General features: G+C 41.9%; 24 protein-coding genes. 11 read left to right on the top strand and 13 right to left on the bottom strand.

Annotated elements, in window-relative coordinates; all coding sequences use genetic code 11:
* The first annotated feature begins 53 nt into the window (after window positions 1-53).
* The 5 genes from HPK16_RS06565 to HPK16_RS06545 all read left to right on the top strand — a co-directional run bounded on the left by HPK16_RS06565 (window position 54) and on the right by HPK16_RS06545 (window position 3111).
* Window positions 54-623 (top strand): sugar O-acetyltransferase, encoded by a 570-nt coding sequence (locus HPK16_RS06565; RefSeq protein WP_281368025.1) that lies wholly within the window; start codon window positions 54-56, stop codon window positions 621-623.
* Complete coding sequence (locus HPK16_RS06560) at window positions 623-910, top strand: YwdI family protein (RefSeq protein ID WP_181676208.1); 288 nt, start codon at window positions 623-625, stop codon at window positions 908-910. The genes HPK16_RS06565 and HPK16_RS06560 overlap by 1 nt, the downstream gene beginning before the upstream one ends.
* A gap of 16 nt (window positions 911-926) precedes the next feature.
* Complete coding sequence (locus tag HPK16_RS06555; RefSeq protein WP_181676207.1) at window positions 927-1301, top strand: DUF423 domain-containing protein; 375 nt, start codon at window positions 927-929, stop codon at window positions 1299-1301.
* A 763-nt stretch (window positions 1302-2064) separates the two neighbouring features.
* Window positions 2065-2514 carry a hypothetical protein gene (locus HPK16_RS06550; protein WP_181676206.1) on the top strand — a complete coding sequence of 150 codons (450 nt, stop codon included), beginning with the start codon at window positions 2065-2067 and terminating at the stop codon, window positions 2512-2514.
* Window positions 2515-2541: 27 nt separating this feature from the next.
* A complete protein-coding gene (locus tag HPK16_RS06545) occupies window positions 2542-3111 on the top strand; it encodes a VanZ family protein (protein ID WP_181676205.1) in 570 nt (189 codons plus the stop codon).
* A gap of 48 nt (window positions 3112-3159) precedes the next feature.
* Here the strand turns inward: HPK16_RS06545 and HPK16_RS06540 are convergent, their stop codons facing one another.
* The 6 genes from HPK16_RS06540 to HPK16_RS06515 all read right to left on the bottom strand — a co-directional run bounded on the left by HPK16_RS06540 (window position 3160) and on the right by HPK16_RS06515 (window position 9542).
* On the bottom strand, window positions 3160-3531 hold the full coding sequence (locus HPK16_RS06540; RefSeq protein WP_181676204.1) for an iron chaperone: 372 nt from the start codon (window positions 3529-3531) through the stop codon (window positions 3160-3162).
* Window positions 3532-3662: 131 nt separating this feature from the next.
* On the bottom strand, window positions 3663-5597 hold the full coding sequence (locus tag HPK16_RS06535; protein ID WP_181676203.1) for an ABC transporter permease: 1935 nt from the start codon (window positions 5595-5597) through the stop codon (window positions 3663-3665).
* Window positions 5584-6351: an ABC transporter ATP-binding protein gene (locus tag HPK16_RS06530; protein WP_181676202.1), complete on the bottom strand. Its 768-nt coding sequence runs from the start codon at window positions 6349-6351 to the stop codon at window positions 5584-5586. The genes HPK16_RS06535 and HPK16_RS06530 overlap by 14 nt, the downstream gene beginning before the upstream one ends.
* Window positions 6352-6955: 604 nt before the next feature.
* Window positions 6956-7711 (bottom strand): hydrogen peroxide-dependent heme synthase, encoded by a 756-nt coding sequence (gene hemQ / locus HPK16_RS06525; protein WP_181676201.1) that lies wholly within the window; start codon window positions 7709-7711, stop codon window positions 6956-6958.
* Window positions 7712-7834: 123 nt separating this feature from the next.
* The gene (gene manA, locus HPK16_RS06520; RefSeq protein WP_181676200.1) at window positions 7835-8788 is read right to left on the bottom strand and encodes a mannose-6-phosphate isomerase, class I; all 954 of its coding nucleotides are present in this window, start codon (window positions 8786-8788) and stop codon (window positions 7835-7837) included.
* A 19-nt stretch (window positions 8789-8807) separates the two neighbouring features.
* Window positions 8808-9542 carry an NADPH-dependent oxidoreductase gene (locus tag HPK16_RS06515; RefSeq protein WP_181676199.1) on the bottom strand — a complete coding sequence of 245 codons (735 nt, stop codon included), beginning with the start codon at window positions 9540-9542 and terminating at the stop codon, window positions 8808-8810.
* A gap of 136 nt (window positions 9543-9678) precedes the next feature.
* Here HPK16_RS06515 and HPK16_RS16760 point away from each other — a divergent pair, with 136 nt between their 5' ends.
* The gene (locus tag HPK16_RS16760) at window positions 9679-9903 is read left to right on the top strand and encodes a type IV toxin-antitoxin system AbiEi family antitoxin domain-containing protein (protein WP_181676198.1); all 225 of its coding nucleotides are present in this window, start codon (window positions 9679-9681) and stop codon (window positions 9901-9903) included.
* A 39-nt stretch (window positions 9904-9942) separates the two neighbouring features.
* Here the strand turns inward: HPK16_RS16760 and HPK16_RS06505 are convergent, their stop codons facing one another.
* The 3 genes from HPK16_RS06505 to HPK16_RS06495 are packed head-to-tail and all read right to left on the bottom strand — an operon-like array spanning window position 9943 to window position 12329.
* On the bottom strand, window positions 9943-10098 hold the full coding sequence (locus HPK16_RS06505; protein WP_181676197.1) for a FeoB-associated Cys-rich membrane protein: 156 nt from the start codon (window positions 10096-10098) through the stop codon (window positions 9943-9945).
* 15 nt (window positions 10099-10113) lie between these two features.
* A complete protein-coding gene (gene feoB / locus HPK16_RS06500; RefSeq protein ID WP_181676196.1) occupies window positions 10114-12102 on the bottom strand; it encodes a ferrous iron transport protein B in 1989 nt (662 codons plus the stop codon).
* Window positions 12099-12329: a FeoA family protein gene (locus HPK16_RS06495; protein ID WP_036060907.1), complete on the bottom strand. Its 231-nt coding sequence runs from the start codon at window positions 12327-12329 to the stop codon at window positions 12099-12101. Before HPK16_RS06495 ends, feoB begins: the two co-directional genes overlap by 4 nt.
* A 184-nt stretch (window positions 12330-12513) precedes the next feature.
* On the opposite strand from HPK16_RS06495, the gene HPK16_RS06490 reads away from it, so the two are divergent.
* Together HPK16_RS06490 and pta are read left to right on the top strand one after the other, a co-directional pair.
* Window positions 12514-13233 (top strand): pseudouridine synthase, encoded by a 720-nt coding sequence (locus HPK16_RS06490; RefSeq protein WP_181676195.1) that lies wholly within the window; start codon window positions 12514-12516, stop codon window positions 13231-13233.
* A gap of 192 nt (window positions 13234-13425) precedes the next feature.
* Window positions 13426-14403, top strand: a complete 978-nt coding sequence (pta, locus tag HPK16_RS06485) for a phosphate acetyltransferase (RefSeq protein ID WP_181676194.1) — start codon at window positions 13426-13428, stop codon at window positions 14401-14403.
* Window positions 14404-14456: 53 nt separating this feature from the next.
* Here pta and pdxT read toward each other — a convergent pair whose 3' ends face one another.
* Complete coding sequence (pdxT, locus tag HPK16_RS06480) at window positions 14457-15023, bottom strand: pyridoxal 5'-phosphate synthase glutaminase subunit PdxT (RefSeq protein ID WP_181676193.1); 567 nt, start codon at window positions 15021-15023, stop codon at window positions 14457-14459.
* A gap of 1 nt (window position 15024) precedes the next feature.
* On the bottom strand, window positions 15025-15912 hold the full coding sequence (pdxS, locus tag HPK16_RS06475) for a pyridoxal 5'-phosphate synthase lyase subunit PdxS (protein WP_036060913.1): 888 nt from the start codon (window positions 15910-15912) through the stop codon (window positions 15025-15027).
* Between the two features lie 784 nt (window positions 15913-16696).
* On the opposite strand from pdxS, the gene HPK16_RS06470 reads away from it, so the two are divergent.
* Window positions 16697-18115 carry an aminotransferase-like domain-containing protein gene (locus HPK16_RS06470; protein WP_181676192.1) on the top strand — a complete coding sequence of 473 codons (1419 nt, stop codon included), beginning with the start codon at window positions 16697-16699 and terminating at the stop codon, window positions 18113-18115.
* Window positions 18116-18207: 92 nt separating this feature from the next.
* Here HPK16_RS06470 and HPK16_RS06465 read toward each other — a convergent pair whose 3' ends face one another.
* Window positions 18208-18549 carry a YxeA family protein gene (locus HPK16_RS06465; RefSeq protein ID WP_181676191.1) on the bottom strand — a complete coding sequence of 114 codons (342 nt, stop codon included), beginning with the start codon at window positions 18547-18549 and terminating at the stop codon, window positions 18208-18210.
* Window positions 18550-18568: 19 nt separating this feature from the next.
* Complete coding sequence (locus tag HPK16_RS06460) at window positions 18569-18928, bottom strand: YxeA family protein (protein ID WP_181676190.1); 360 nt, start codon at window positions 18926-18928, stop codon at window positions 18569-18571.
* 190 nt (window positions 18929-19118) lie between these two features.
* On the opposite strand from HPK16_RS06460, the gene HPK16_RS06455 reads away from it, so the two are divergent.
* Together HPK16_RS06455 and HPK16_RS06450 are read left to right on the top strand one after the other, a co-directional pair.
* Window positions 19119-20456, top strand: coding sequence for an MATE family efflux transporter (locus HPK16_RS06455; protein ID WP_181676189.1), 1338 nt, complete (start codon window positions 19119-19121; stop codon window positions 20454-20456).
* 434 nt (window positions 20457-20890) lie between these two features.
* Window positions 20891-23167 (top strand): ribonucleoside-diphosphate reductase subunit alpha, encoded by a 2277-nt coding sequence (locus tag HPK16_RS06450; protein WP_181676188.1) that lies wholly within the window; start codon window positions 20891-20893, stop codon window positions 23165-23167.
* The last annotated feature ends 115 nt before the right edge of the window (window positions 23168-23282 follow it).

Below are 23282 nucleotides of genomic sequence, written 5' to 3'. Positions count from 1 at the left end.
AAAACGGTATAATGGAAGGAGTGTATAAATAATGAAAGGTGGCAAATAAAATGATGACAGAACGTGAAAAAATGATTAGTGGCGAATTATATCGGGCGGGGGACGCGGAACTTGTAGCAGACCGAGTTCGAGCACGGGAACTATGCGCGAAAATTAATGGCGTTGTGAGCGATACTGCCGAGCGTGAAGTACATATTCGTGAATTATTAGGTTTATCAGGGAAAGATGTTTACATGGAGCCTAATGTGCGTTGCGATTACGGTTACAATATAGAAGTCGGCGATTATTTTTATGCAAATTTCGATTGTGTTTTCTTAGATTGCGCACCGATTAAAATTGGCGATAATTGCATGTTCGCGCCTGGCGTGCATGTTTATACAGCGTACCATCCACTGGACGCGACGGAACGAAATAGTGGGCAGGAATTGGCGAAAAGCGTCACGATTGGAAATAACGTGTGGGTTGGCGGTCGAAGTGTGATCAATCCGGGAATCACGATTGGCGATAATGCGGTTATTGGCTCCGGCTCAGTGGTAACCAAAGATGTGCCAGCGAACACGGTTGTTGCAGGAAATCCAGCGCGCGTGATTCGTCAATTAGATAAGCAGGAGGAACATGCGTGATGACAGTGTCCGACCAAGCCCTTTTTGCAAAAATGGAGCAGGAATTAAACCTCGCGAAAGCAGCCTCATCCGAACAAGATAAGCAACTACACTTGCACGGATTGACCGTATTGATTGATGTGATGCGCGGACAAGAAAGCCCCTCTGCGAAACCAGCAATTTTGAGCTCAAGCATGGAATATCAAGCGATGACAGGTGAATTACCTATAGCAAAGCCCGCAACGCTTGATGGTGGAAAAATAGAAACAGAAGATGGATCCAATGGCGATTCATTGTTAGATTTTTAGGGGGTTCGATGAAGAAATGAGAAAAATGTTAATACTAGGAGCCATATTCGCCGGTTTAGCCGTAGGAATAGGCGCTTTCGGTGCACACGCGCTAAAAGAAACGCTAGGAAGTTACCACACGACTTTCGAAACAGGCGTACAATATCAAATGTTTCATGCCACAGCCATTTTAATTGTAGGTTTACTCCTCGGAAAAATAGATAGCGGCTTGTTACGAGCGGCAGGTTATTTGTTTGCAACGGGAATCGTCCTATTTTCAGGAAGTTTATACGTGCTCAGCATAACCAAGGTATCCGTTCTAGGCGCGATTACACCACTTGGCGGAGTAGCATTTATCGCTGGATGGATTTGTTTCATTATCGCCGTAGCAAAATATAAACCAACTCTGTAATATAAAAAGTAAGGCGTAAGAAGGGATTTCGCGGTATCGCCTGAACGGTGGTAATTATTGTTACCTAACCTTAATAAAAAAAGTTGAAAAAAAGGATTACATTCCAAATTAGCGGGGTATTATACATGTAAGCAACGACATCTTAATTACTTTTTCTCCCTTTTTAGTAATTGAGAGTCTTTCTTACCTTAAACTCCCTTTTAATCGCTAAACCTGCTGACATTGCCGGATTAGCGATATTTTTTTGTCTAATAAGCAAATTAATTAGCTGTTTTGCCGGTTTTTCTTTACATAAATCTATTTTTACGTAGTCTGATTTAAGTACTGATAAATACTAAAGGAAAAATAATCTGTCCATAAGATATAGAAACCTCTGAATTATAACGGTTTTGTATTAATTTATAAAGTAATTTGTTAGTGCTCGCGGTGAATAATAAAAAATATGACTCAGATGATAAGTTAACTATTGTATATTTGAAAAAGGTATAGATTTATTTTAGAAGGCAATTTAATATACTAGAACTTGAATTAGTGAGTAAAGAAGCTACCCTTTAAGCATAATGTATAAGAATAGCTCCTATTTATGGTACTCTATTCCACGTATTATTTTATGCAAATTTATACTATTCTTGCTTTATTAAAATGAACATTATAAAACAAAAAGTATAAAAAGATATATATAATACCTTTCGTTTGACGGCTTAAAAAATATATAATAAAGTTAGTCATGTAATATCAATATATAGAAAAAGGTGGGGTATTTATGCGAAAAGTATCGAGAAAAGTATGTACGGGAGTCTTAATATTACTGTTTGTTTCTATTTTTAGTTTACCTTTAATTGTAAAAGCGGCGTCAACTGGTTATTCATTTACAATGGACAAAAGAGTCGTGGATGGATCTGTAACTGGAAAGTATCATAAATTATCTAAAGGGAATGCATATTTGACAGGTTCACAATATATCTATAGTGCAGATAAGGGATATTCAAAAAAGGCTAATGCTATTGGATATGAACTAAGGAATAAGACAACACGTAATAGTTTTGGTTCTTTTTCGAAAGCGCTTTCTAGTAGAAGTTCAACTTATCCAACTAAAATTTCTAAGACAAGATTTTCAAAAACTGTTGGTGGTGGCACTCAATATTATTTAATAATGTGGAAAAATGATGATGATGGTAATAATGTAAAAGGCTCCGGCACAGTTAGTAACTAAAATGTTAACAATGACAGAAGGTGTGATATGATTATTTATTTTGATTACTGGGAAGTTTTAATTTCAATATTTGTTATATACGTATGTACGTTTAGTGTATTCAAGTTTTTCTTTAAGAAAAATTGGATCTATATGATGTATTTCACTATTTTCTACATCTACCTTGCAGAAGTGGTTAATCTGACACAATTTCCAATCTATGCAATGGAAGGAATGGTGGCAGAGGGGAATTCTATTTGGAATGGGCTTTCTCTTGTTCCTTTTTCAAGTATTGATGTGAATAATTATTTTTTGAATATATGTTTGACAATCCCTTTTGGTTTCGGGCTACCATTTTTAATGCATGCATCTTGGAAAAAAATAATGATTGCGAGCGTGATATTTATACTGATTATTGAGTTTAGCCAGTTTATCATTGGTGTTTCTGTAGGATACATGTTCCGAGTTTTTGATGTAGATGATATTTTATTTAATTTTGTGGGATGTATGATTGGGTATGTTTGTTTTCAGTGGTTTCAAAATACGCTTATGCTTCTTTACCGAGGTGATAAGTCGCGATTCCCTGTATTGTTTAGAGATATAATGAGGGCTAAATGAAGAAAACACCGATTTGTGTTTATCGGTGTCTCGAATTATATTTCAGACTTATTTCCGCCAAAACGTCTCGCAATCTGCTTTATCCGCTATGTTAAATGCAATCATCTCTTTCAGTAAATCATAGTTCACGGGTTTATCCCACGGGAAGCGCACTAGATTCGCTGTATGTGTATAGCCGGCTGCTTTTATAGCTTCTGAAAAACGAGCCACGACAACTGCTTCGGGTGAAACGGCAAAGTTGTTCTTGGCGATGCTGAAGCCGATAATAAAGGTATCGTGATCGGTAAACATCGGTTGATTCCAAGCGATTTTTGACTTTAAGTCGGGGAATTCTTCTTTCATCCATTTAAAAACGTCTTCCATTTGTGCGCGCTGTTCGGGATTATCGATTTTTGCTAAATAATCTGATATAGTTTCCATCCTTGTTCCTCCAGTCGATTTTAAAAGATATACGTCTATTTTAGCGTAAATGGAGCAAAATACAAGTAAACAAGAAGAAAGTATGGCGTACCAATCAACAAGACAGGTGCGCCATACTTCTTATTTTGTGTTTATTTCTTTTTTCCCATGACGATGTTTGTATATGTGTTGACTGTCAGGAAGTAGTAAACAATGAACATCGCTGTGTAGATTCCGGTACTGATGAGAACTGGTAATGTCAGATCCATCTGCAACATGTTGGAAAGCATAGCAAGCGCGACGGAACTATGGGCGATACCAAGTATAAGCGGTACAAGGAAGACCACAAGCACTTGCTTGGCGATTGTTTTACGAATTTCTTTGCGATCCAAACCGATTTTTTTCAAGATATCATATGTTGCGACATCGTTGTATGCTTCGGTTAGTTGCTTGAAGTAGATGATACTACCCGTTGCTGCAAGGAAGACAAGACCGATGAACATACCAATGAAAAGTAGTACGCCAGTTATGCTCATTGCGTTTTCATAGTTTGTTGGATAGCTTATGAAATTAGCGTTTTCAGGCAGTGCTTTTGCCATTTGCTCACTTAAAGGAATTGCGTCTTTTGGATTATCGACCATGACGGATTGGAGAGTCTGCATTTTTTGAGTCGAAATTGTTTTAGCTACATCATCAGAAATAATGAGCAAGCTGTAAACGGTAGCAATCGGTGAGTTTTTTAGTGTTTCTGTTAAAGTTACTTTTTGCTTCGTACTATTTTCTAAGGTGAAACTTTGATTTTCAAGTGACTTTGCCGTTTTTTCTTCGTAAAGAGAACCCGGTGCGATTAGAATCGCTTCATCATTTTTTAGGTCGGCTTTCGTTGTCTCTGTATTATTTTGTAGCGCTAGAAGTTTATTGTAAGCTGTTTGACTGATGAATGTAAAGCCACTTTCAGGATCATACTCCATCGGCATTTCGCGATCACTCGTTGCTTTGATATGGTTCAGAGTTGTTTCTTGATGGCCAGTCATTGGTGTTTGTGTGTTAGTTTCAGCTAGTTTCAGCGCTTCTTGATTACTTTTTTGATCGACAATCGTATATTCAAAAGTAGAAGGGAAGGAGTTTGCCGATTCTTTGTTCACATTGTAGTAAAGGCTACCAATAGCGCCGATAGCTGTCAGTGTTGTAGCACTCAAAATCGCAATGATAGCAAGGGTTCTCGCGTTTGAGCCAATCCGAAAAGCGAGCTGGGAATTACTAATGATGTTCGTGCCTTTATAGAAAACCCGTTTATTTTTGCGAATCTGGTTAAGTAGGAACGGTAAGAAATTGCTCAGAAGTAGTGTAGTCCCGATGATAACTAAGAATAGAATGGTCAACATGCCAGGTCCTGGGCCCATTTTTACTAGAAGGGAATCTTCGCTAAGTGGTTGAAGAGCAAGGAAATAGCCTGCTCCAATTAATAATATCGAGAGAATAGCTAGAATTGGATTGTTTTTTGGCGTTTTTTCACGTTTACTTTCCGAATGAAAAAGATCGAGAAGTGTCGTGCGATAAATAATACGATAGCCGGTAAACGATGTAACCAGCGTGATGATGATGAAAATAACAACCGTATTAATCACAGCATCGATGGAAAAGACAAAGTTACTGACGCCACCAAAATTCATGATCTTGAGCAGTACCGTGACGAATAGTTTGGACATTAACGTTCCAAGGCTAATCCCAATAACAAGTGCGACCACGCCCATCAAGAAATTCTCATAGAAAAGCATGCGTCCAATTTCTTTTTTACGAAGACCAAGCAGGGAATAGAGACCGATTTCCTTTTTACGTTTTCGTGTGAAAAAGTGATTGGAATATAAAATAAAGATGGCAACAAAGATAATCAAGACAATCGATGAGGCATTGAATACTGCGGAAAGCTTGGCGCTCTTATCAATTCGCTCAATAACAGCTGGGTCTTTCGCCAAAGAAACAAAGGTATAGTAAATCATAATCGAGAAAATCATTGACGCGAAATAAAGGAAGTAATGGACAAAATTATGTTTGATATTCTTTTTTGCTAGATCAAATAACGTCATTCATGTCCCCTCCTAGTTGCGCCAACACATCGAGAATTTTTTGGAAGAACTCCTTACGCGTTTTTGTACCACGATAAATTTCTGTATAAATCGCACCATCTTTAATGAATAAAATTCGCTTACAAAAGCTCGCCGCATAAGCATCATGCGTAACCATCATAATCGTCGAATGTTCCTGCTCATTGAGGTCTTTCAAGCTCTCGAGCAAATCAGTGGCTGACTTCGAATCAAGGGCACCAGTTGGTTCATCCGCGAAAATCAAACTAGGATTCGCGATAATCGCACGACTTGCGGCGGTCCGTTGTTTTTGCCCACCGGAAATCTCGTTAGGATACTTATCTAGAATATCTCGAATGCCAAACGTATCAGCTACTTTTTCAAGGCTTGTTTCCATTTCCTTCAGAGGACGTTTCGCAAGCGCAAGTGGTAAGATAATATTTTCCCGAACACTTAACGTATCCAATAAGTTATAATCTTGAAAAATAAAACCTAATTGGTCTCGGCGGAACGAGGACATTTGTTGCTCATTCATTGTTTCGAGTTCTTGCCCAGAAATTTGAATCTCACCAGATGTTGGTTTGTCGATTGTTGAAAAAACATTGAGAAGTGTCGATTTACCAGCACCACTTGGACCCATGATACCAACGAAATCCCCTTTTGCAATTTCCAAACTGATATTATCTAAAGCTGTGTAAACATTACCTTTAATGCCGTAAACCTTGCGAACATTTTTTGCCTGTAGAACTATTTCCATGTAAACTCCTCCTAAATAAATAACTATACCCTTAGTTTAACGGTAAAGAGAGGTCGGTTCCATTGTCTAAGATGACATTATGGGAGAGGAGACTTACAATTTTGTAATGATGTAAAGCTGAGACGGCCCTTTTATGTTGATGAATTTTCAAACCGTCGTTTGGTTTGATGTAATGAATCAATAGGCAGTAGAGCGGCGCGAGACTGACAACCAATTTATTTGTTAGGGGGCGCAGTAAAAGTCCTCTTTGACTTTTGTGGAGGGCACGAAAATTCCGAGAGGCTGGCCGTTGAATGCTAGATCCGGAGGCGCCGAACGTAATTAAAAAATTTAGAGCCTAGCGTTTTAATATTTGATTCTAGGTAGTTTGGGGATTCTGCGGATAATAGCCACTGATGGATTACCTGCTCACGGTGTTCACATGCATATTGAGGCTCTAATTCAGCAAGGGATGCTTCATAATAGCCATTGATGGATTACCTGCTCACGGTGTTCGCATGCATATTGAGGCTCTAATTCAGCAGGGGATGCTTCATAAGAGCCTCAACAAAAACCCAGCCCCCTTACTACTGGGAAGCTGGGTTCTAAAACCTATGAACAATCATTAAATCCTAAAAAAATTCGTCAGCTCATCTGCTGCTACATAATTCCCAATCAAGAAGGAACCGAACTCCGCAAACCGGGCACTGGACTCATCAAATCGCATCTCCGTCACAATTCGTTTAAAATCAAGCGCATCATCTGCAAATAGCGTCACGCCCCACTCAAAATCATCTAAACCAATAGAACCACCAATGATCTGCTTAATTTTCCCAGCGTACGTACGGCCAATCGCGCCATGGTCACGAATCATCGCTTGGCGTTCTTCCATCGGCAACATGTACCAGTTGTCAGATAAATTCCGTCTCTTTGTCATTGGATAAAAACAAATATGCTTCCGTGCCGGTAGTTCTGGATATAAACGTTCACGCACATGTTTATTTTCATATGGATCTTCCCCTTTAGACAAGTGATTTGCCAAGTAGTTACTCAATTCCACAACAGAAATGTACGAATATGCAGGCAATAAATAATCTGCAATACGCAGTTTATTCAACTGATTCTCAACCTCATTCAAACCTTCAAGTGTAGGTCTAAGCGTGAAAAATAGCAAATCAGCTTTTTGACCGATAATCGAGTAAATTGTGTGTTCACCTTCCCCCATTTTCTTCGTGATATCCATGTCGCCCAAGAAATTTTGTAATTCATTGAGCATAGCATCGCGATCAATAGGGGAAACTTCTCTGAGTGCTGGCCAATCAATTGTTCTGAAATCGTGTATCGAAAACCAACCGTCTAATGTTTTAACTGCTTCGTTCATAATAAAGCACTTCCTTCCTTATGTACTGCCTAAATTGTAACACAAAAAAGAGAACGCTGTCTCACTCTGTGTTTGTGAAAAAACCTCCACCTAAATAAAAAAGGGGAGGAATCTTCGCAAAATTTATTTCGCTGGTGTAGAAACAATACAGCTTATGTTACCGTCAATGGTCCAGTTTTTGCACGTGTTCGGTAAGATGAAATGATCGGCTTTTTTGATCGGCGTTGATTCACCGTCAATTGTTAGCGTCGCAGATCCGGCAAGCACACTGACCAATGTGTATGGCGCTGTGGCTTCGAAATCAGCTTTTCCATCGATATCCCATTTGTACACTGCGAAAAATTCACTATCTACAAAAGTAGTTTCTGTTAGAGCGTCTGTTGTTTTTGTGGTGACATTTAAAACGGCATCATGGTGAGGAACAGTCGTCACATCGATGGATTTCTCCAAGTGAAGTTCGCGCTTATTTCCGTCTTTATCAACACGATCGTAATCATACACGCGATAAGTCGTATCCGAGCTTTGTTGCGTTTCAAGAACGAGTGTCCCTGTGCAAAGCGCGTGAATCGTACCGCTCGGAACATAGAAAAAATCACCTGGTTTAATTGCTACTTTACGAAGCAACTCGCTCCATTTACCGTCACGTGTCCAGTCAATCAATTCCTGTTTTGATGTTGCATTATGGCCATAAACGAGCTCAGCGCCTGGTTCGCAATCAATAATGTACCAACATTCCGTTTTGCCAAGCTCGCCATTCTCGTGCTCTTTCGCATACGCATCATTCGGGTGAACTTGCACGGATAAATCGGTATTTGCGTCCAATATTTTCGTCAGTAAGGGGAATACCGGCTCTTTTGGATTGCCGAATAAAGCAGGTTGCTCCGCCCACAAGTCAATCAGTGTTTTTCCAGCAAATTCGCCGTTTTTAACAGTAGAAGGACCGTGTGGATGTGCCGAAATCGCCCAGTATTCACCGGTCGTTTCTGTTGGAATCGTGTAACCGAAGAAGTCACGTAATTTCGTGCCTCCCCATATGCGATCTTGAAAAACTGAATCTAAAAATAAAGCCTTTGTCATTATAATAGCCTCCTAATTTTTATACATCTTTCATCAAAAAACCTTGTTGCTTCAGTGTTTCTGCAATCGAAGGATAATAATCTTTATCATAAAATGCAGAAACACGCTTCGTCCACGAAATTCCACCTTCACGTGCTGAAAAAGGAATAATCGTTTCGTCATAGGCCGACATTAAGTCTGCAACGTCCGTTTGATAGGTTTCTTCAAAGTAAACAGCTTCTTTCGGAAAACGAGGTTTAATCGGCATCTCTACATCAGGATAGCCGATGCAAAGTCCGACAACCGGGAAAACATGTGATGGCAGTTTCAAGAAATCAATGACGTCCGCCATATTACGCCGAATTCCGCCGATACAAACAACGCCTAAATCAAAGGATTCCGCCGCGATAATCGCATTTTCACAAGCTAGCCCAACATCCGTTGCCCCAACGAGTAAAGCGTCCACATTTTCGACAGCAGAATGCGAGCCTTGGTGCTGTTCACTCGCCAAATGCGTCCGGTAGAAATCAGCCACAAAAACGAGAAATACGGAGCACTCCGCTATGTACGGTTGATTGCCACAGAGTTCCGCGATTTTCTGTTTGCGCTCAGGATTTTGGATAGCGATAATCGAATATTGCTGGCCGTTGATCCAAGACGGAGCACTTTGAGCAGAACGAATAATACTATCTAATTGTGCCTTTGGAATCGTTTTATCCGCTTTATATTTGCGAAAAGAACGATGATTTTGCAAATGATCTATGATTGGATTCATACAGAAAACCTCCATTTCGAGTACACTAACAAACTAAGTATAGCCTTTTTTAGAATTAGATGAAAGTATTTTTAAGTTATGGGTTGAAAAAGAGTTCTGACATCCAGTAAAATAGGTTAAGAAAGTAGGTGGTAATGTGGAAAAAAAGAGAGCAATCGGACTTTTAGAAAAATATTTCTTTACAACAGAGGAAGCAGCTGCCTTCTTAGGGATTTCGAAACAAGCCTTATCATCGCTGGTGAAACGTGGAAAAATAGAACGCGTGGAGAAGGGGCAGATTAGTTTGTTTTTTAAAGACGATTTGGAGGCACGCAAGGATGAACAAGTGTCGCTCCGTAAAAAATATCGACCGTATACATAATGAAAGTCCGCCTGGAAAATGAGGCGGACTTTTTTCGTATTAGAATGGCGCTGATTTTTCGCTGTCACATGACTTTTCTAAATCGCAACCGCCGCATTTTCCTTGTTTACTTTTTTGGATGTGGCGGACGAGTGCATAGACTGTGTAGCCGAATATGAGGCTGCCAATCACTATATTTACGAGTAGGGATACCATTTTTCACAGCCTCCTTTATAAGAATAAGCTTCCGATTTGGTAGACAAACAGCGTGAGAACGTAAGCCGTTACGAGTGGGTAAATTACTGCAAAAGCTGTCCATTTGAAGGAGACGATCTCTTTGCGAATCGCTGCGACTGTCGCCAAACAAGGAATATATAATAGAATGAAAAGCATGAAGCAGTAGGCGGATAGCGGTGTATAATGCGCACCAACGACGGATGCGAGCGTGCTTTCTTTTGTTGCGTAAATAATCGACATAGTAGAAATCACGACTTCTTTTGCTAGAAAACCGGGAATGAGTGTCGCACCAGCTTGCCACGTTCCGAATCCGAGTGGTGCTAGAATTGGAGCGATAAAACCACCAATCATAGCGAGAAAACTATCTCCCATTGGGACGTTGAATCCAGTTGGGCCAGTGTAATTTAACAGCCAAATAATAACGGAACCTGCGAATATGAAGGTCCCTGCTTTTCGTAAAAATCCGCGTCCTTTTTCCCAGGTGCTGCGCCATAATGTTCGAAAAGACGGGGCGCGGTAAGGTGGAAGCTCGATGACGAATACTGAATTATCTTTTTTGAGCAGCGTCACGGATAGAATTTTTGTAACGAGTAGGGCGAGCACGATGCCGATTACATAAAAGGAGAGGACGACGAGCGCTTGATTTTGGGCGAAAAATACACCGGCGAAAAGCGCGTAAACGGGAAGTCGCGCGGAACAGGACATGAACGGCGTCACGAGAATGGTCAAGGTTCGTTCTTTGGATTCTTCGATGGATCGCGCGGCCATGATTCCCGGAACGTTACAGCCGAAGCCAATGATCATCGGTATAAACGCCTTCCCATTTAAGCCGAAAAACTCCATAACCCGATCCATAACAACCGCAATCCGCGCCATGTAGCCGGAGTCTTCCAGCAATGAAATGAAGAAAAATAGGACCAAAATCTGCGGAATAAAGACGAGAACGCCGCCAACACCCGCAATAATACCGCTAACAACGAGGTCGATAATGAACTGGGAGGCTCCGATAAACGTTAGACCGGAAGTAACCCAATCGGATAAAGCACCGCCGAAAAAGCTATCGAGCAGATCAGAAAGCGGGACGCCAATCCACGTAAATGTAATCTGGAAAATCAGATACATCACGAGCAGAAATAGCGGAATACCAAGCCATGGATGCGTAAACAGACGGTCAAGCTTATCGGAGAGCGGGATATTATGTTTTTTCGTATGTTCGACGGTTTCCAGACAAATATCGGCAATAAAGGATTCACGAATCTGATAGAAATACTGTTCTAGCGGTGTTTCTAGCTTTTCTTGCAAGCGATTCCGAATCATGAGTGCAGCTTCGAGCACATTGTGGTGCGCCAAGAAATCATTCATCGCCTCATTCCCACTGAAAAACTGGATGCTAAACCAGCGCTGTTGTTTTGGTTTTACATGCGATTCAAGGAGCGGCTTCAACTCGGAAATCGCTTCATCTACAACGTCTCCATAAGGCAAAATAAGACCACGTGCGGGCGCTGGACTTTTTTCAATAATGGCAGCTAGAATTTCATCGGTACCTTTTCCAGTTCTAGCGACAACAGGCAAAATCGGAATATGTAATTTGCGTGCGATGGCAGGAATTTGAATGCGAATACCGCGATTAGCAGCGACATCCACCATGTTCAATCCCATAACAACAGGCGCGCCGTGTTCAAGTAATTGTACGGTCAGATGCAAATTACGCTCCAATTGCGATGCGTCGACAATATTTAAAATAGAATCAAAGCGCTCCTCTAGCAAAAAACGGGTGACAATCGTCTCGTCACGTGAAAGCGGACTTAAATCATAGATGCCCGGTAAATCAATAATTTTCCCAGCTTTTTGACGTAGCGTTCCAAGTTTCTTTTCTACGGTCACGCCACTCCAATTGCCAACCGTTTCATAAGAACCAGTAAGCGCGTTAAAAAGTGAGGTTTTCCCCGTATTCGGATTTCCAAGTAAACAAATTGTTGTCATGGCATTTCGACCAAGATGGCGCACGCATCGCAGTTTCGAATACTAATATACTGCCCCTTCGTCTCGAATGTGCAAGGCCCACCAAATAAACCCTTTTGTTTGATACAAACTTCACAACCGATTTTACAACCAAGCGATAAAAGCCGTTTTTCAAGCTTAGGATTTGTGATGTTTAATTGCGTAATCGTAACGTGTTCCCCAATAGCGACTTCATTGAGTTGTTTCATTTTGACTGGCGCCTCCGATCGTATGTATAATGATTATCATTATCAATTACTCTTATTTTAGCATATAAAAGTGCGTCTGAAAAGTGAAATCACAACGAGCGCAATTGTCAGGATTCGAAATAAACGGTAGAATGGGTTATATATAGAAGAAATGCAAAAATCGGGTATGGAGGCGTTGGAAGGAATGAGATTAGATAAATTGCTCGCCAATAGTGGCTTTGGAAGTAGGACAGAAGTCAAGCAACTACTGAAAAATGGCGCGGTTACGGTGAATGATGTGCGGCAAAAAGAGGCGAAATTTCAAGTGGACGCTGTGCAAGATTTGGTGGAAGTTTACGGGGAAGCGGTCGTTTACGAGGAATTTACATACTTGATGATGAATAAACCACCAGGCGTTGTTAGCGCGACGGAGGACAATTGGGATCAGACGGTCATTGACATATTAGAGGAACGAGATCGATTGAAAAAACTTTTCCCGGTGGGGCGTTTGGATAAAGATACAGAAGGATTGTTGCTTATTTCGAATAACGGGGTTTTGGCGCATAATTTATTATCTCCTAAAAAGCATGTGGATAAAACGTATTTTGCGAAAATTGAAGGTGTTGTAACGGAAGCGGATATCGCGATTTTTAGAGAAGGCGTTACAATTTCGGATAATTATACGTGTAAATCGGCGGAATTGGTCATTTTGCAGGTCGAAAATGGGTTTTCTGATGTGGAAGTAACGATCCAAGAAGGGAAGTTCCATCAAGTGAAGCGGATGTTTGAGGCGGTCGATAAGCAGGTCGTTTATTTGAAACGTTTGCGGATGGGGGCCTTGTATTTGGATGAAACGCTTGGACTCGGGGAATATCGGCCGTTAACGAAAGATGAGTTAGCTGCATTAACGACATTTGAAAAATAAACTGTACTAGTTGTAAAAAATAATTGACCGCTACAGTTCGATAAAGTATTTTGAATGACTGTTCATTCCTGTATTGATACAAAGCGCGCTTATTTCAAACTGTGCTAGTCGATTTGTATTGCTGTCAAAGTGTTCGGATTCATAGTAGAATAGAGATATCATATTATTATTTAATTGGAGGAAAAGGAAATTATGAGTGATTTATTTACAACGTTAAAAGCGCAAGTGACTGGAAAAGGTTTACGCATTGTACTACCAGAAGGCGAAGATGCGCGTATTGTTGGTGCGGCGGCGGAACTTTTGAAAGATGGTATTGTAACACCAATTTTGCTCGGGGATAAGGCGGCGATTGCGGCAACAGCGGCGGAATTGAACGTATCTTTGGATGGTATCGCGATTCATGAGCCAGCGACAGATCCACTTTTTGATGAGTTGGTTGCGGCATTTGTAGAACGTCGTAAAGGCAAGGCAACGGAAGAGGATGCGCGCAAAATCCTCGTTGATCCGAACTATTTCGGCACGATGCTGGTTTACACTGGGAAAGCGGATGGCCTTGTAAGTGGCGCGGCGCATTCTACAGCGGATACGGTTCGCCCAGCGTTACAAATTATCAAAACAAAACCTGGCATTTCAAAAGTAGCAGGCGCAATGATTATGGTTCGCGGCGACGAAAAATATGTTTTCAGTGATGTAGCGATAAATATTGCACCAGTTGCGCAAGACTTGGCAGAAAATGCGATTGTCAGTGCAGAAACAGCTTCGGTATTCGGTATCGATCCACGTGTTGCTATGCTTAGCTTCTCGACAAAAGGTTCCGCTAAATCGGAAGAAACAGAGAAAGTGGCCGAAGCAACCGCGATTGCAAAAGAAAAAGCACCTGATTTAGTGCTTGATGGCGAATTCCAATTTGATGCGGCGTTTGTTCCTTCTGTAGCAGCGAGTAAAGCACCCGACTCCGTTCTTAAAGGAGACGCGAACGTATTCATTTTCCCAAGTCTAGAAGCCGGGAACATTGGTTACAAAATTGCGCAACGTCTGGGTAATTTTGAAGCGGTTGGGCCGATTTTACAAGGTTTGAACGCACCAGTGAACGATCTTTCTCGTGGCTGTAATACGAAAGATGTTTACAATTTGACACTAATCACTGCGGCACAAGCTGTAGCAGAATAATTCTAAATAAAAATACCGATTGCGACTTATTTGCGCAATCGGTATTTTTCATTTTACAGCGTCGCAATGAAAAGCTCAAGCAAGCGCGTATCTCCTGTTAGTTCAGGATGAAACGCGGTGACGAGAATTTTTCCTTGTTGTGCAGCGATACATTTGTTATCAATCGTCGCGAGGACATTCACCTGTTCGCCAACAGAAGCAATGTAAGGCGCCCGGATGAAAACTGCCGGAAATGGCTCGCCGTCCATCCCTTTTATCTCAATCGCTGCTTCAAAACTATCTTTTTGCCGACCAAAACCATTTCGCATCACAACGGTATCGATTAGATTCAGTGTCTCATCATCGCTACCGTCTATTTCGCGTGCTGTTAAAACTAAGCCTGCGCATGTCCCAAAAATCCCTTTTCCAGACTCTGCGAAAGTTTGAATCGTTTCGAATAAATCGTATTTCTTCATAAGGCGGCGCATAGTCGTGCTTTCGCCACCAGGCAAGATAAGTCCGTCGAGATCTGGCAACTGATCAGGATGCTTCACGGCGATAGCAGTGGCGCCAGTCCGTGAAATCGCGTCCAGATGTTCCGATACAGCACCTTGTAGCGCTAAAACACCGATTTTTTTCATCTTACCAGCCTCGATCTTGCATACGATCTTCCGGGTTTAAACGAGAAATCTCGATTCCCTTCATCGGCGCGCCAAGTTCTTTTGAAAGTTTGCCGATCAGCTCGTAGTCTGTATAATAGGTCGTCGCTTGCACGATTGCGTTCGCAAATTTAGCAGGGTTATCCGATTTGAAAATACCAGATCCAACGAAAACGCCATCCGCGCCAAGTTCCATCATCAAGGCAGCATCAGCAGGCGTCGCCACACCGCCAGCAGCGAAATTCACGACTGGTAATTTGCCAAGTGTTTTAATTTCTTTTAAAAGTTCATAAGGAGCGCCTAAAAGTTTGGCCTCGGTCATCAGCTCATCGTCACTCATCACGCTGACTTTGCGAATTTGGCTATTCACTTTGCGCATGTGGCGAACCGCTTCCACGATATTTCCAGTTCCGGGCTCACCTTTAGTACGAAGCATCGAAGCACCTTCGCCGATACGACGGAGCGCTTCGCCAAGATCACGACAACCACATACGAACGGTACGGTAAAATCGCTTTTTAGAAGGTGGAATTCATCATCAGCAGGAGTCAAAACTTCACTTTCATCGATATAATCAACGCCCATCGCTTCCAAAACACGCGCTTCAGAAATATGACCAATACGAGCTTTCGCCATGACTGGAATCGAAACCGCATTCATCACTTCCTCGATAATACGCGGGTCGGCCATACGAGCAACCCCACCCGCGGCACGAATATCAGAAGGCACACGTTCTAGCGCCATAACCGCAACAGCCCCCGCGTCCTCCGCAATTTTCGCCTGCTCCGCGTTAATAACGTCCATGATAACGCCACCCTTTTGCATCTGCGCCATACCTCTTTTTACCAACTCACTACCAGTTTGCTTTTCCATTTAATCCATTCCTCCTTTATATATGTAGAACCTCTGCCTTGGAAACCTGTCCACCTTATGGTAAGCTAAAACCAAATTTATGAAAACAGCCAATTGGAGGACGAATTGGTGGTCCAATGAAGAAAAGCTGAAACGGCCCGTTCAGCTCCGAAAAAAACTGGAGCGGCCGCAGTAAAAAGCCGCTCTTGCTTTTTATGGAGGGCGTGAAGTTTTCGAGGAGTTGGCCGTTGAAGCTAGATCTGAAAACGATGATAAGCCAAAAAACGGAGCGTTCCCGCATACATGATTACTACACCTCGAACAACCACCAGATTATTCTTTACGTTAGACCCGAAAAAATTTGTTAGTGGCGCAGTGAAAACCCGCAATTGGCTTTTACGGAGGGCACGAAAATTTCGAGGGTCTGCCCAAAAGGATGACAGTTTCATTACATTCAATTGCATATTGAGGTTCTAAAAAAGCAAACGACGCTTTTCAAGAACCACAACAAAGCTAGATCTGAAAACGATGATAAGCCAAAAAAACGGAGCGTTCCCGCATACATGATTGCTACACTTCGAACAACCACCAGATTATTCTTTACGTTAGACCCGAAAAAATTTGTTAGTGGCGCAGTGAAAACCCGTACTTGGTTTTTATGGAGGGCACGAAAATTTCGAGGGTCTGTCCAAAAGGATGGCAGTTTCATCACATCCACATAAGCCTCTAAAAAAGCTGATCCAAAGGCGCCGCACATGATGCAATACAAGGCTTCCACCAATAACTGAAAAGGAGATATCATAAAATGTGGCATATACCAAAAGACAAACAATACCCAATTTACCAACAAATAATTGCTCTAATAGAGAACTATATCGAGGAAGGGAAACTGCTTCCTGGTGATAAGTTACCACCTGAACGTGAGCTCGCGGGCTTGCTGCTGGTCAACCGCTCTACCTTGGCGCGAGCGCTTGATGAACTGAGCGCTCGCGGTATCATCACCCGCAAACAAGGAAGTGGTACTCGAATCAGCGAAGATAAATGGGGCGTTTTTACCGGTCAAAAAACAAACTGGCGGCATTACGTGACACAAGGTTCTTTTTTGCAAGCAACGCCCTATATGGATAAAATGAAGCAGCTTCTGCGCGAATCTCCTGATGATGTGATTGATCTTGCTTCTGGAGAGCTCCCGGTACATCTCATTCCAAAAATATCAACGCCAGCGCTGTCGTGGCAGAGCTTTCTAGCGGAGGAAGATAGTGAAGACACAGCGGGATATCAGCCGTTAAAAGAAACGATTCGTGACATGGTGGCGCGAGACCACGATGTCCAAACGAGCCTTGATCAAATTTTTATCACATCAGGCGCGCAACAAGCGTTGTTTTTAATTACACAATGTCTACTGACGAGTGGGGATGCCATTGCGATTGAGTCGCCGTCCTATTTCTACGCGCTTTCGATATTTCAATCAGCAGGTTTACGAATCTATGCATTACCGATGGATGACAACGGCGTAAAATTAGACGAATTGGAGCAACTTTATCGCAAGCATCGCATCAAGATGGTATTTGTCAATCCGACTTTTCAAAACCCAACAAGTTTAACAATGGGCACAAAACGTCGGGAAGCCTTCGTGAAGTTATGCGCCAAAATCCAGGTTCCAATCGTGGAGGATGATCCTTACAGCATGCTTAGATTTGCCGATCAGCCGATGCCACCGCTTTTGAAAAAATTAGATCCTGATAACGTTCTATACATCGGTTCTTTATCAAAAGTAATGGGTTCCACGACGCGTATCGGTTGGTTGCTTGGCCCCGCGGCTGTCGTGACAAGACTTGCTGAAGCACGTCAGGAAATGGACTTTGGACTAAGTATTTTCCCTCAAGTATTGGCAAACCATGTGCTGAATGATTCAGATTTCGACAAGCATATCGTTTGGTTGCAAGAAACACTAAAAACGCAAAGGGACGCGCTTATTGCTCATTTGCCGGAGGGGCTTACGTATCGTACTCCAGAAGGCGGGTTCCATCTCTGGTGCCATTTGCCTGAAAATAAAATATGGACGAATCGTGATTTTGATATTTTCTTAGAGCATAAATTACTAGTGATGCCAGCTTTTTTATTTGGGATTAAAGAGCCATCGATTAGGCTGACTTTCGCGCGATTAAATGAAACGGGATTGCTAGACATTCAGAAGAAATTAGCTGAAATTATCATTAGTTAGTATTTTTTCGTTTTCATTATTCTAAAAAGACGTGATATCAAAAAAATGGTGTTACATCAAAGGGGAATTCCCTAGAATGTAACACCATTTTTTTATTGTTCAGCGTAATATTGAATCGTGGATGGTAACTTTTTGACTTGTTTGTAGTTCGCAACAAATTGATTATTTGTGACATGAATCTTGAATTTCTTGTTTTTCGCTAGTTTGTCAGGTGAGTAAAATGTGATGTTTTCCGAACTTCCGTCTTTTTTATACGCTTTTAAGCTATATTTATAGCCGGAAAATTGGTTTTTCTGGATTGGTTCGCCATTCGTATTCACATCGACAAAATAGGCTTTGGCAGCAGCGTCTGAGGGCATACCATATTCAAATACGACACATAGTGCAATCAACAATCCTGCTAATCCTAGTAATAAACCTTTTTTGTTTTTCATTTTCCTCAACCTTTCGTCACTAGTTTAATTTTTCAGCTGCTTTTTTTGGAATATCAGCTTGCTTGACTTCTTGATAGGATGTCACGCCTTTATCGTCTTTTACGAATACTTCGAGATACGCGCCTTTTCGTAAGTTCTTTTGGGCGGTAAGCTCGACTTGTTTCTCTTTACCATCTTCGTTATAACCGGTGAAATCGTAATTATAGTCTGTATAGGTGGAACCATCGCTTGCTTGACCGCTCGTTTTTTTACCATCTGTTTCAATTTTAACGTAATATGTGTCAGCACCAATTCTATTAAAATTTATAAAGCGCATAGCTAGCAATCCGCCGCCAATTATAATAACAATAACGATGAGTGCAATCATTAATTTCTTCATAAGGTGTCAGCTCCTTTACTTGATACGTTTATTATATCGTGCCAAAAGATTTGGTTCCCGCTTCTTAGCTAACAAAAGGGATGCCGAACCTTACATTTTTGCAATGTTAGCTGTCATGTTGCAATTTTTTCGATAATGTGATTAAATGATATAGTTGACTAATTAACGTTAGGTTAGGAAGTGAGAAGTTATGAAAGAAATGGATACAAGAATGGAAACGGACTCGGTTTTAAAGGTTTTTTTAAGGTATTTAATTCCTTCGCTCGTTGGGATGTTGCTGATGTCGGTGAATATTGTGACGGACGGGATTTTTGTAGGACATAGACTCGGCGGGGTAGCGCTTGCGGGGATTAATATTGCGGTGCCGGTGTTCTCGATTTTTACGGCGATCTCGCTTTGGATTGGGATTGGTGGCGCGACGCAATATTCGTTTGCGCTAGGTGAAAAAAACATTCCGGAGGCGCAACGGATTTTTACTCGTTCTATTATAATGGTGTTTTTTATTACGATTACATTGGCGGCGATTGCGTTCGTATTTCGGGTGCCACTGGCGAATGTTTTAGGTGCAAATCCGGAGACGTTGCCGTATGTGATGGATTATATGACGATTTTACTGATGTTCGGTTTTGCGTTTACGATTGAAAATATTTTGAGTATTTTCGTACGTAATGATGGGGACCCGAATCTCTCGATGGTCGCGTTAATTGTGACGGCAGTTGTGAATGTGATTTTGAATTATTACTTCCTGTTCATTCTGGATTGGGGCGTAAGTGGTTCAGCTGGTGCAACGATTATTGCGGTTACGGTCGGAATAGGCGTACTATCGATTCATTTTTTCAAAAAATCTTCGCGCTTAAAATTCGTGAAATTCCGTTTTTCAAAAAGCTCACTTACAAAAACGTTCTCTATCGGATTACCGAGTTTCTTGTCGGAGCTTGGCTTGTCTGTATTCACGATGGGTTATAACATCGCGATTGCAGCGGTCGCAGGTACGGCAGGTGTCGCGGCGTTTTCTGTGTTGAACTATACACATAGTGTGATTTTAATGTTGTTCCTTGGGATGAGTTCGGCGATTCAACCGTTGATAAGTTACTATCGTGGTGCCAAACAGCAGGATCGTGAGCAGCAAACAATGAGGCTCGCAATTATTACAGCGATTGGAACTGGTTTTGTTTTTTTCGTCGGTGGATTTTTCGGAGCGGGGCATATCGTAGCGATGTTCGGTACGTTTAGTCAAGAGATTGTCGATTTGGCAACGGTGGCTGTGCGGGTTTTCTTTGCGGGTTATCTCTTTATGGGCTTCAACTTCGTGATGATGACGTATTTCCAAACAAGTGGCCGTGTCGGTATGGCGATTTGGATTACGGTTGCACGCGAAATGCTGTTCATGGTGGCCTTCCTAATCATCTTACCGCCATTTCTCGGAGCAGAAGGTGTTTGGGCATCGATTCCACTTTCAGAGGCTGTTGTAGCTCTGTCCATCGTTATATACGCAAGACGCAAGCATATTTTTGGCAAAGTACAATAAGGTTAGAAAATCCGTGTCTCATCGGCATGGATTTTCTAATGTTTGTGAAATAAAAAGACCATAAAAATCCTGCCACTAAATATGGTATGATACAGTGCTCTAATCACAACTTGTAGTGGTTGACAAATGGTGATTTTGTAGTCTCGTTCACAAAGAATTTTGCCTGAAAATAAATTTAAAATCTGAAAACCTTTGGAATGAAACGCTTCGTATCGATTTTGAAAAAAATGGCTAGACACAATATCTTGCATTCACATTCGAAACGAGGTACTATATATAGTATCGAAAGCCGTTAAAACATGAAATGCTATTTTAACTTTTACAAAGGATCAGACTTTTGCAAAAGTTAATTTTTTTGTTCGAATGAGGCTAGTTTCGATCAGTGAACGGGATCAGGTATAACTCGAAATATTGGGAAGAAATGGGGACTACAAATGACGACTTACATAGTGAAAGACGGAGGGAATCGCAAACTACCTTTCGACAAGGAACGACTAAACAGATATCTGGACACGATTCATGCAGAATTTCCAGCCTTAGAGATGGAAGATTACAAGCGTAAAGTGTTTACGTTTATTGAGAAGAAAGAGGATTATGCGGCGGATGAGCTTGTCGATTACTTGATTCGTGAAGCAGAAGCGCGTACGGATGTTCACCTTCCAGCGTGGGAATTATTTGCAGCAAGACTTTATTTGAATAAGCTATACAAGAAAGCAAGTAAAAACCGTTTTTACAATGACGATGATAAATATGGTTCGTATGTTGGTTTGCAAGAAAGCCTTGGCGAACGTGGTATATATTCTGGTAGCATTTTGAAAAACTATTCGAAAGATGAGTTAATCGAAGCAGGAAACATGGTGGATCCAGAGAAGGATAAACTTTTCACATATAATGGTCTGTATTTACTAGCAACGCGTTACTTGGCAACAGACCAAGCGCGCAATGTGTATGAGTTGCCGCAAGAACGTTGGTTGACGATTGCGCTTTATTTGATGCAAGATGAGCCGAAAGAGAAGCGGATGGATTTAGTTCGCGAAGCTTATTGGGCGCTTAGTAATTTGTACATGACGGTCGCGACACCAACGCTTGCTAATGCTGGTAAAGTCGGCGGGCAATTGTCGAGTTGCTTCATTGATACGGTGGATGATAGTTTGCAAGGCATTTACGATAGCAACACGGATGTGGCGCGTGTAAGTAAACACGGCGGCGGCGTTGGAGCGTATCTTGGTTATGTTCGTTCTTCGGGCTCTGCGATTCGTGGCGTGCGTGGCGCTAGTGGCGGTGTTGTTCCGTGGATTAAACAGCTGAACAATACGGCGGTTAGTGTCGATCAATTAGGTCAACGTAAAGGTGCGATTGCAGTTTACTTGGACGTTTTCCATAAAGATATCGAAGCATTCCTAGATCTTCGTCTAAACAACGGAGACCAACGCTTACGGGCACATGACGTATTTACAGCGGTTTGTATGCCAGACTTATTTATGGAAGCTGTCGAGCGTCGTGGCGACTGGTACCTATTCGATCCGCATGAAGTCAAGGAGAAAAAAGGCTGGTACCTACAAGACTTCTACGATGAGCAAAAAGGTGACGGTTCGTTCCGCGAGAAATATGAAGAGTTAGTGATGGATGAAACGGTGAGCAGAAAGATCGTGAAGGCGATTGATATTATGAAACGCATCATGGTGAGTCAACTGGAGACGGGTAATCCGTTCATGTTCTATCGTGATGAAGTAAATCGGATGAATCCTAACAAACACGCGGGCATGGTTTACTCTAGTAATCTATGTACCGAAATTATGCAAAATATGAGTCCGACACGGATGATTCAAGAAATCATTAGTGGCGATCAAATCGTGATTACAAAACAAGCCGGCGATTTCGTTGTTTGTAACTTGTCCTCGGTGAACCTTGGTCGTGCTGTGACTGCGGAAGACCCAAATACGTTGGAGCGCTTGATCGCCATCGAAGTGCGGATGTTGGATAATGTTATCGACTTGAACGAGCTTCCAGTACCACAAGCGACGATTACGAATAAGAAATACCGCTCGATCGGTCTTGGAACGTTTGGCTGGCATCACTTGCTTGCCCTTAAAAATATCGCTTGGGATAGCGCGGAAGCTGAAACTTTTGCAGATGAGTTATACGAGCAAATTAACTTCCTAACCATCAAAGCGAGTGCGGCATTAGGGAAAGAAAAAGGCACGTACTCCGTCTTTAAAGGTAGTGATTGGAATACTGGCGAATACTTCGAACGCCGCGGTTATACATCGGATGCATGGCAAGAACTTGCAGCAGATGTTGCTAAAAATGGTATCCGTAATGCATACCTGCTAGCTGTTGCACCGAACATGAGTACAGCACAAATCGCAGGATCAACGGCATCCATCGATCCAATTTTCAGTCCGTTTTATTATGAAGAGAAGAAAGATTATCGTCGTCCAGTTATTGCGCCGGATCTTTCGCTTAAAACATATCCGTACTACGGCAAAGGCGCGTACCAAGTGGATCAATTCGCAAGTGTCCGCCAAAATGGTCGCCGTCAACGCCATGTCGATCAATCGCAAAGCTTCAACTTCTATGTGCCGAGTGGGATTAAAGCAAGTAAATTGCTAGAACTTCATATGTTGGCTTGGAGTGAAGGTTTGAAAACGACTTATTATGTGCGTTCAAATGACATTGACGTTGAGGAATGCGAATGGTGCTCAAGCTGATAAGATAGATCATATGCGATGTAAATCGGCGGCAAGCGCTCGCCTCGCCCCAATTTGATGGACTTCCGGTTCTCACATACACCAGTATGCTCCGCTTCCGGCTTCCATCAAATTG

This window comes from Paenilisteria rustica, assembly GCF_013820765.1.
In the GTDB taxonomy this organism is placed as follows: Bacteria; Bacillota; Bacilli; order Lactobacillales; family Listeriaceae; genus Listeria_A; species Listeria_A rustica.
The sequence above is the reverse complement of the archived record's forward strand: the minus strand, read 5'-3'. Positions and strand labels throughout refer to the sequence as shown.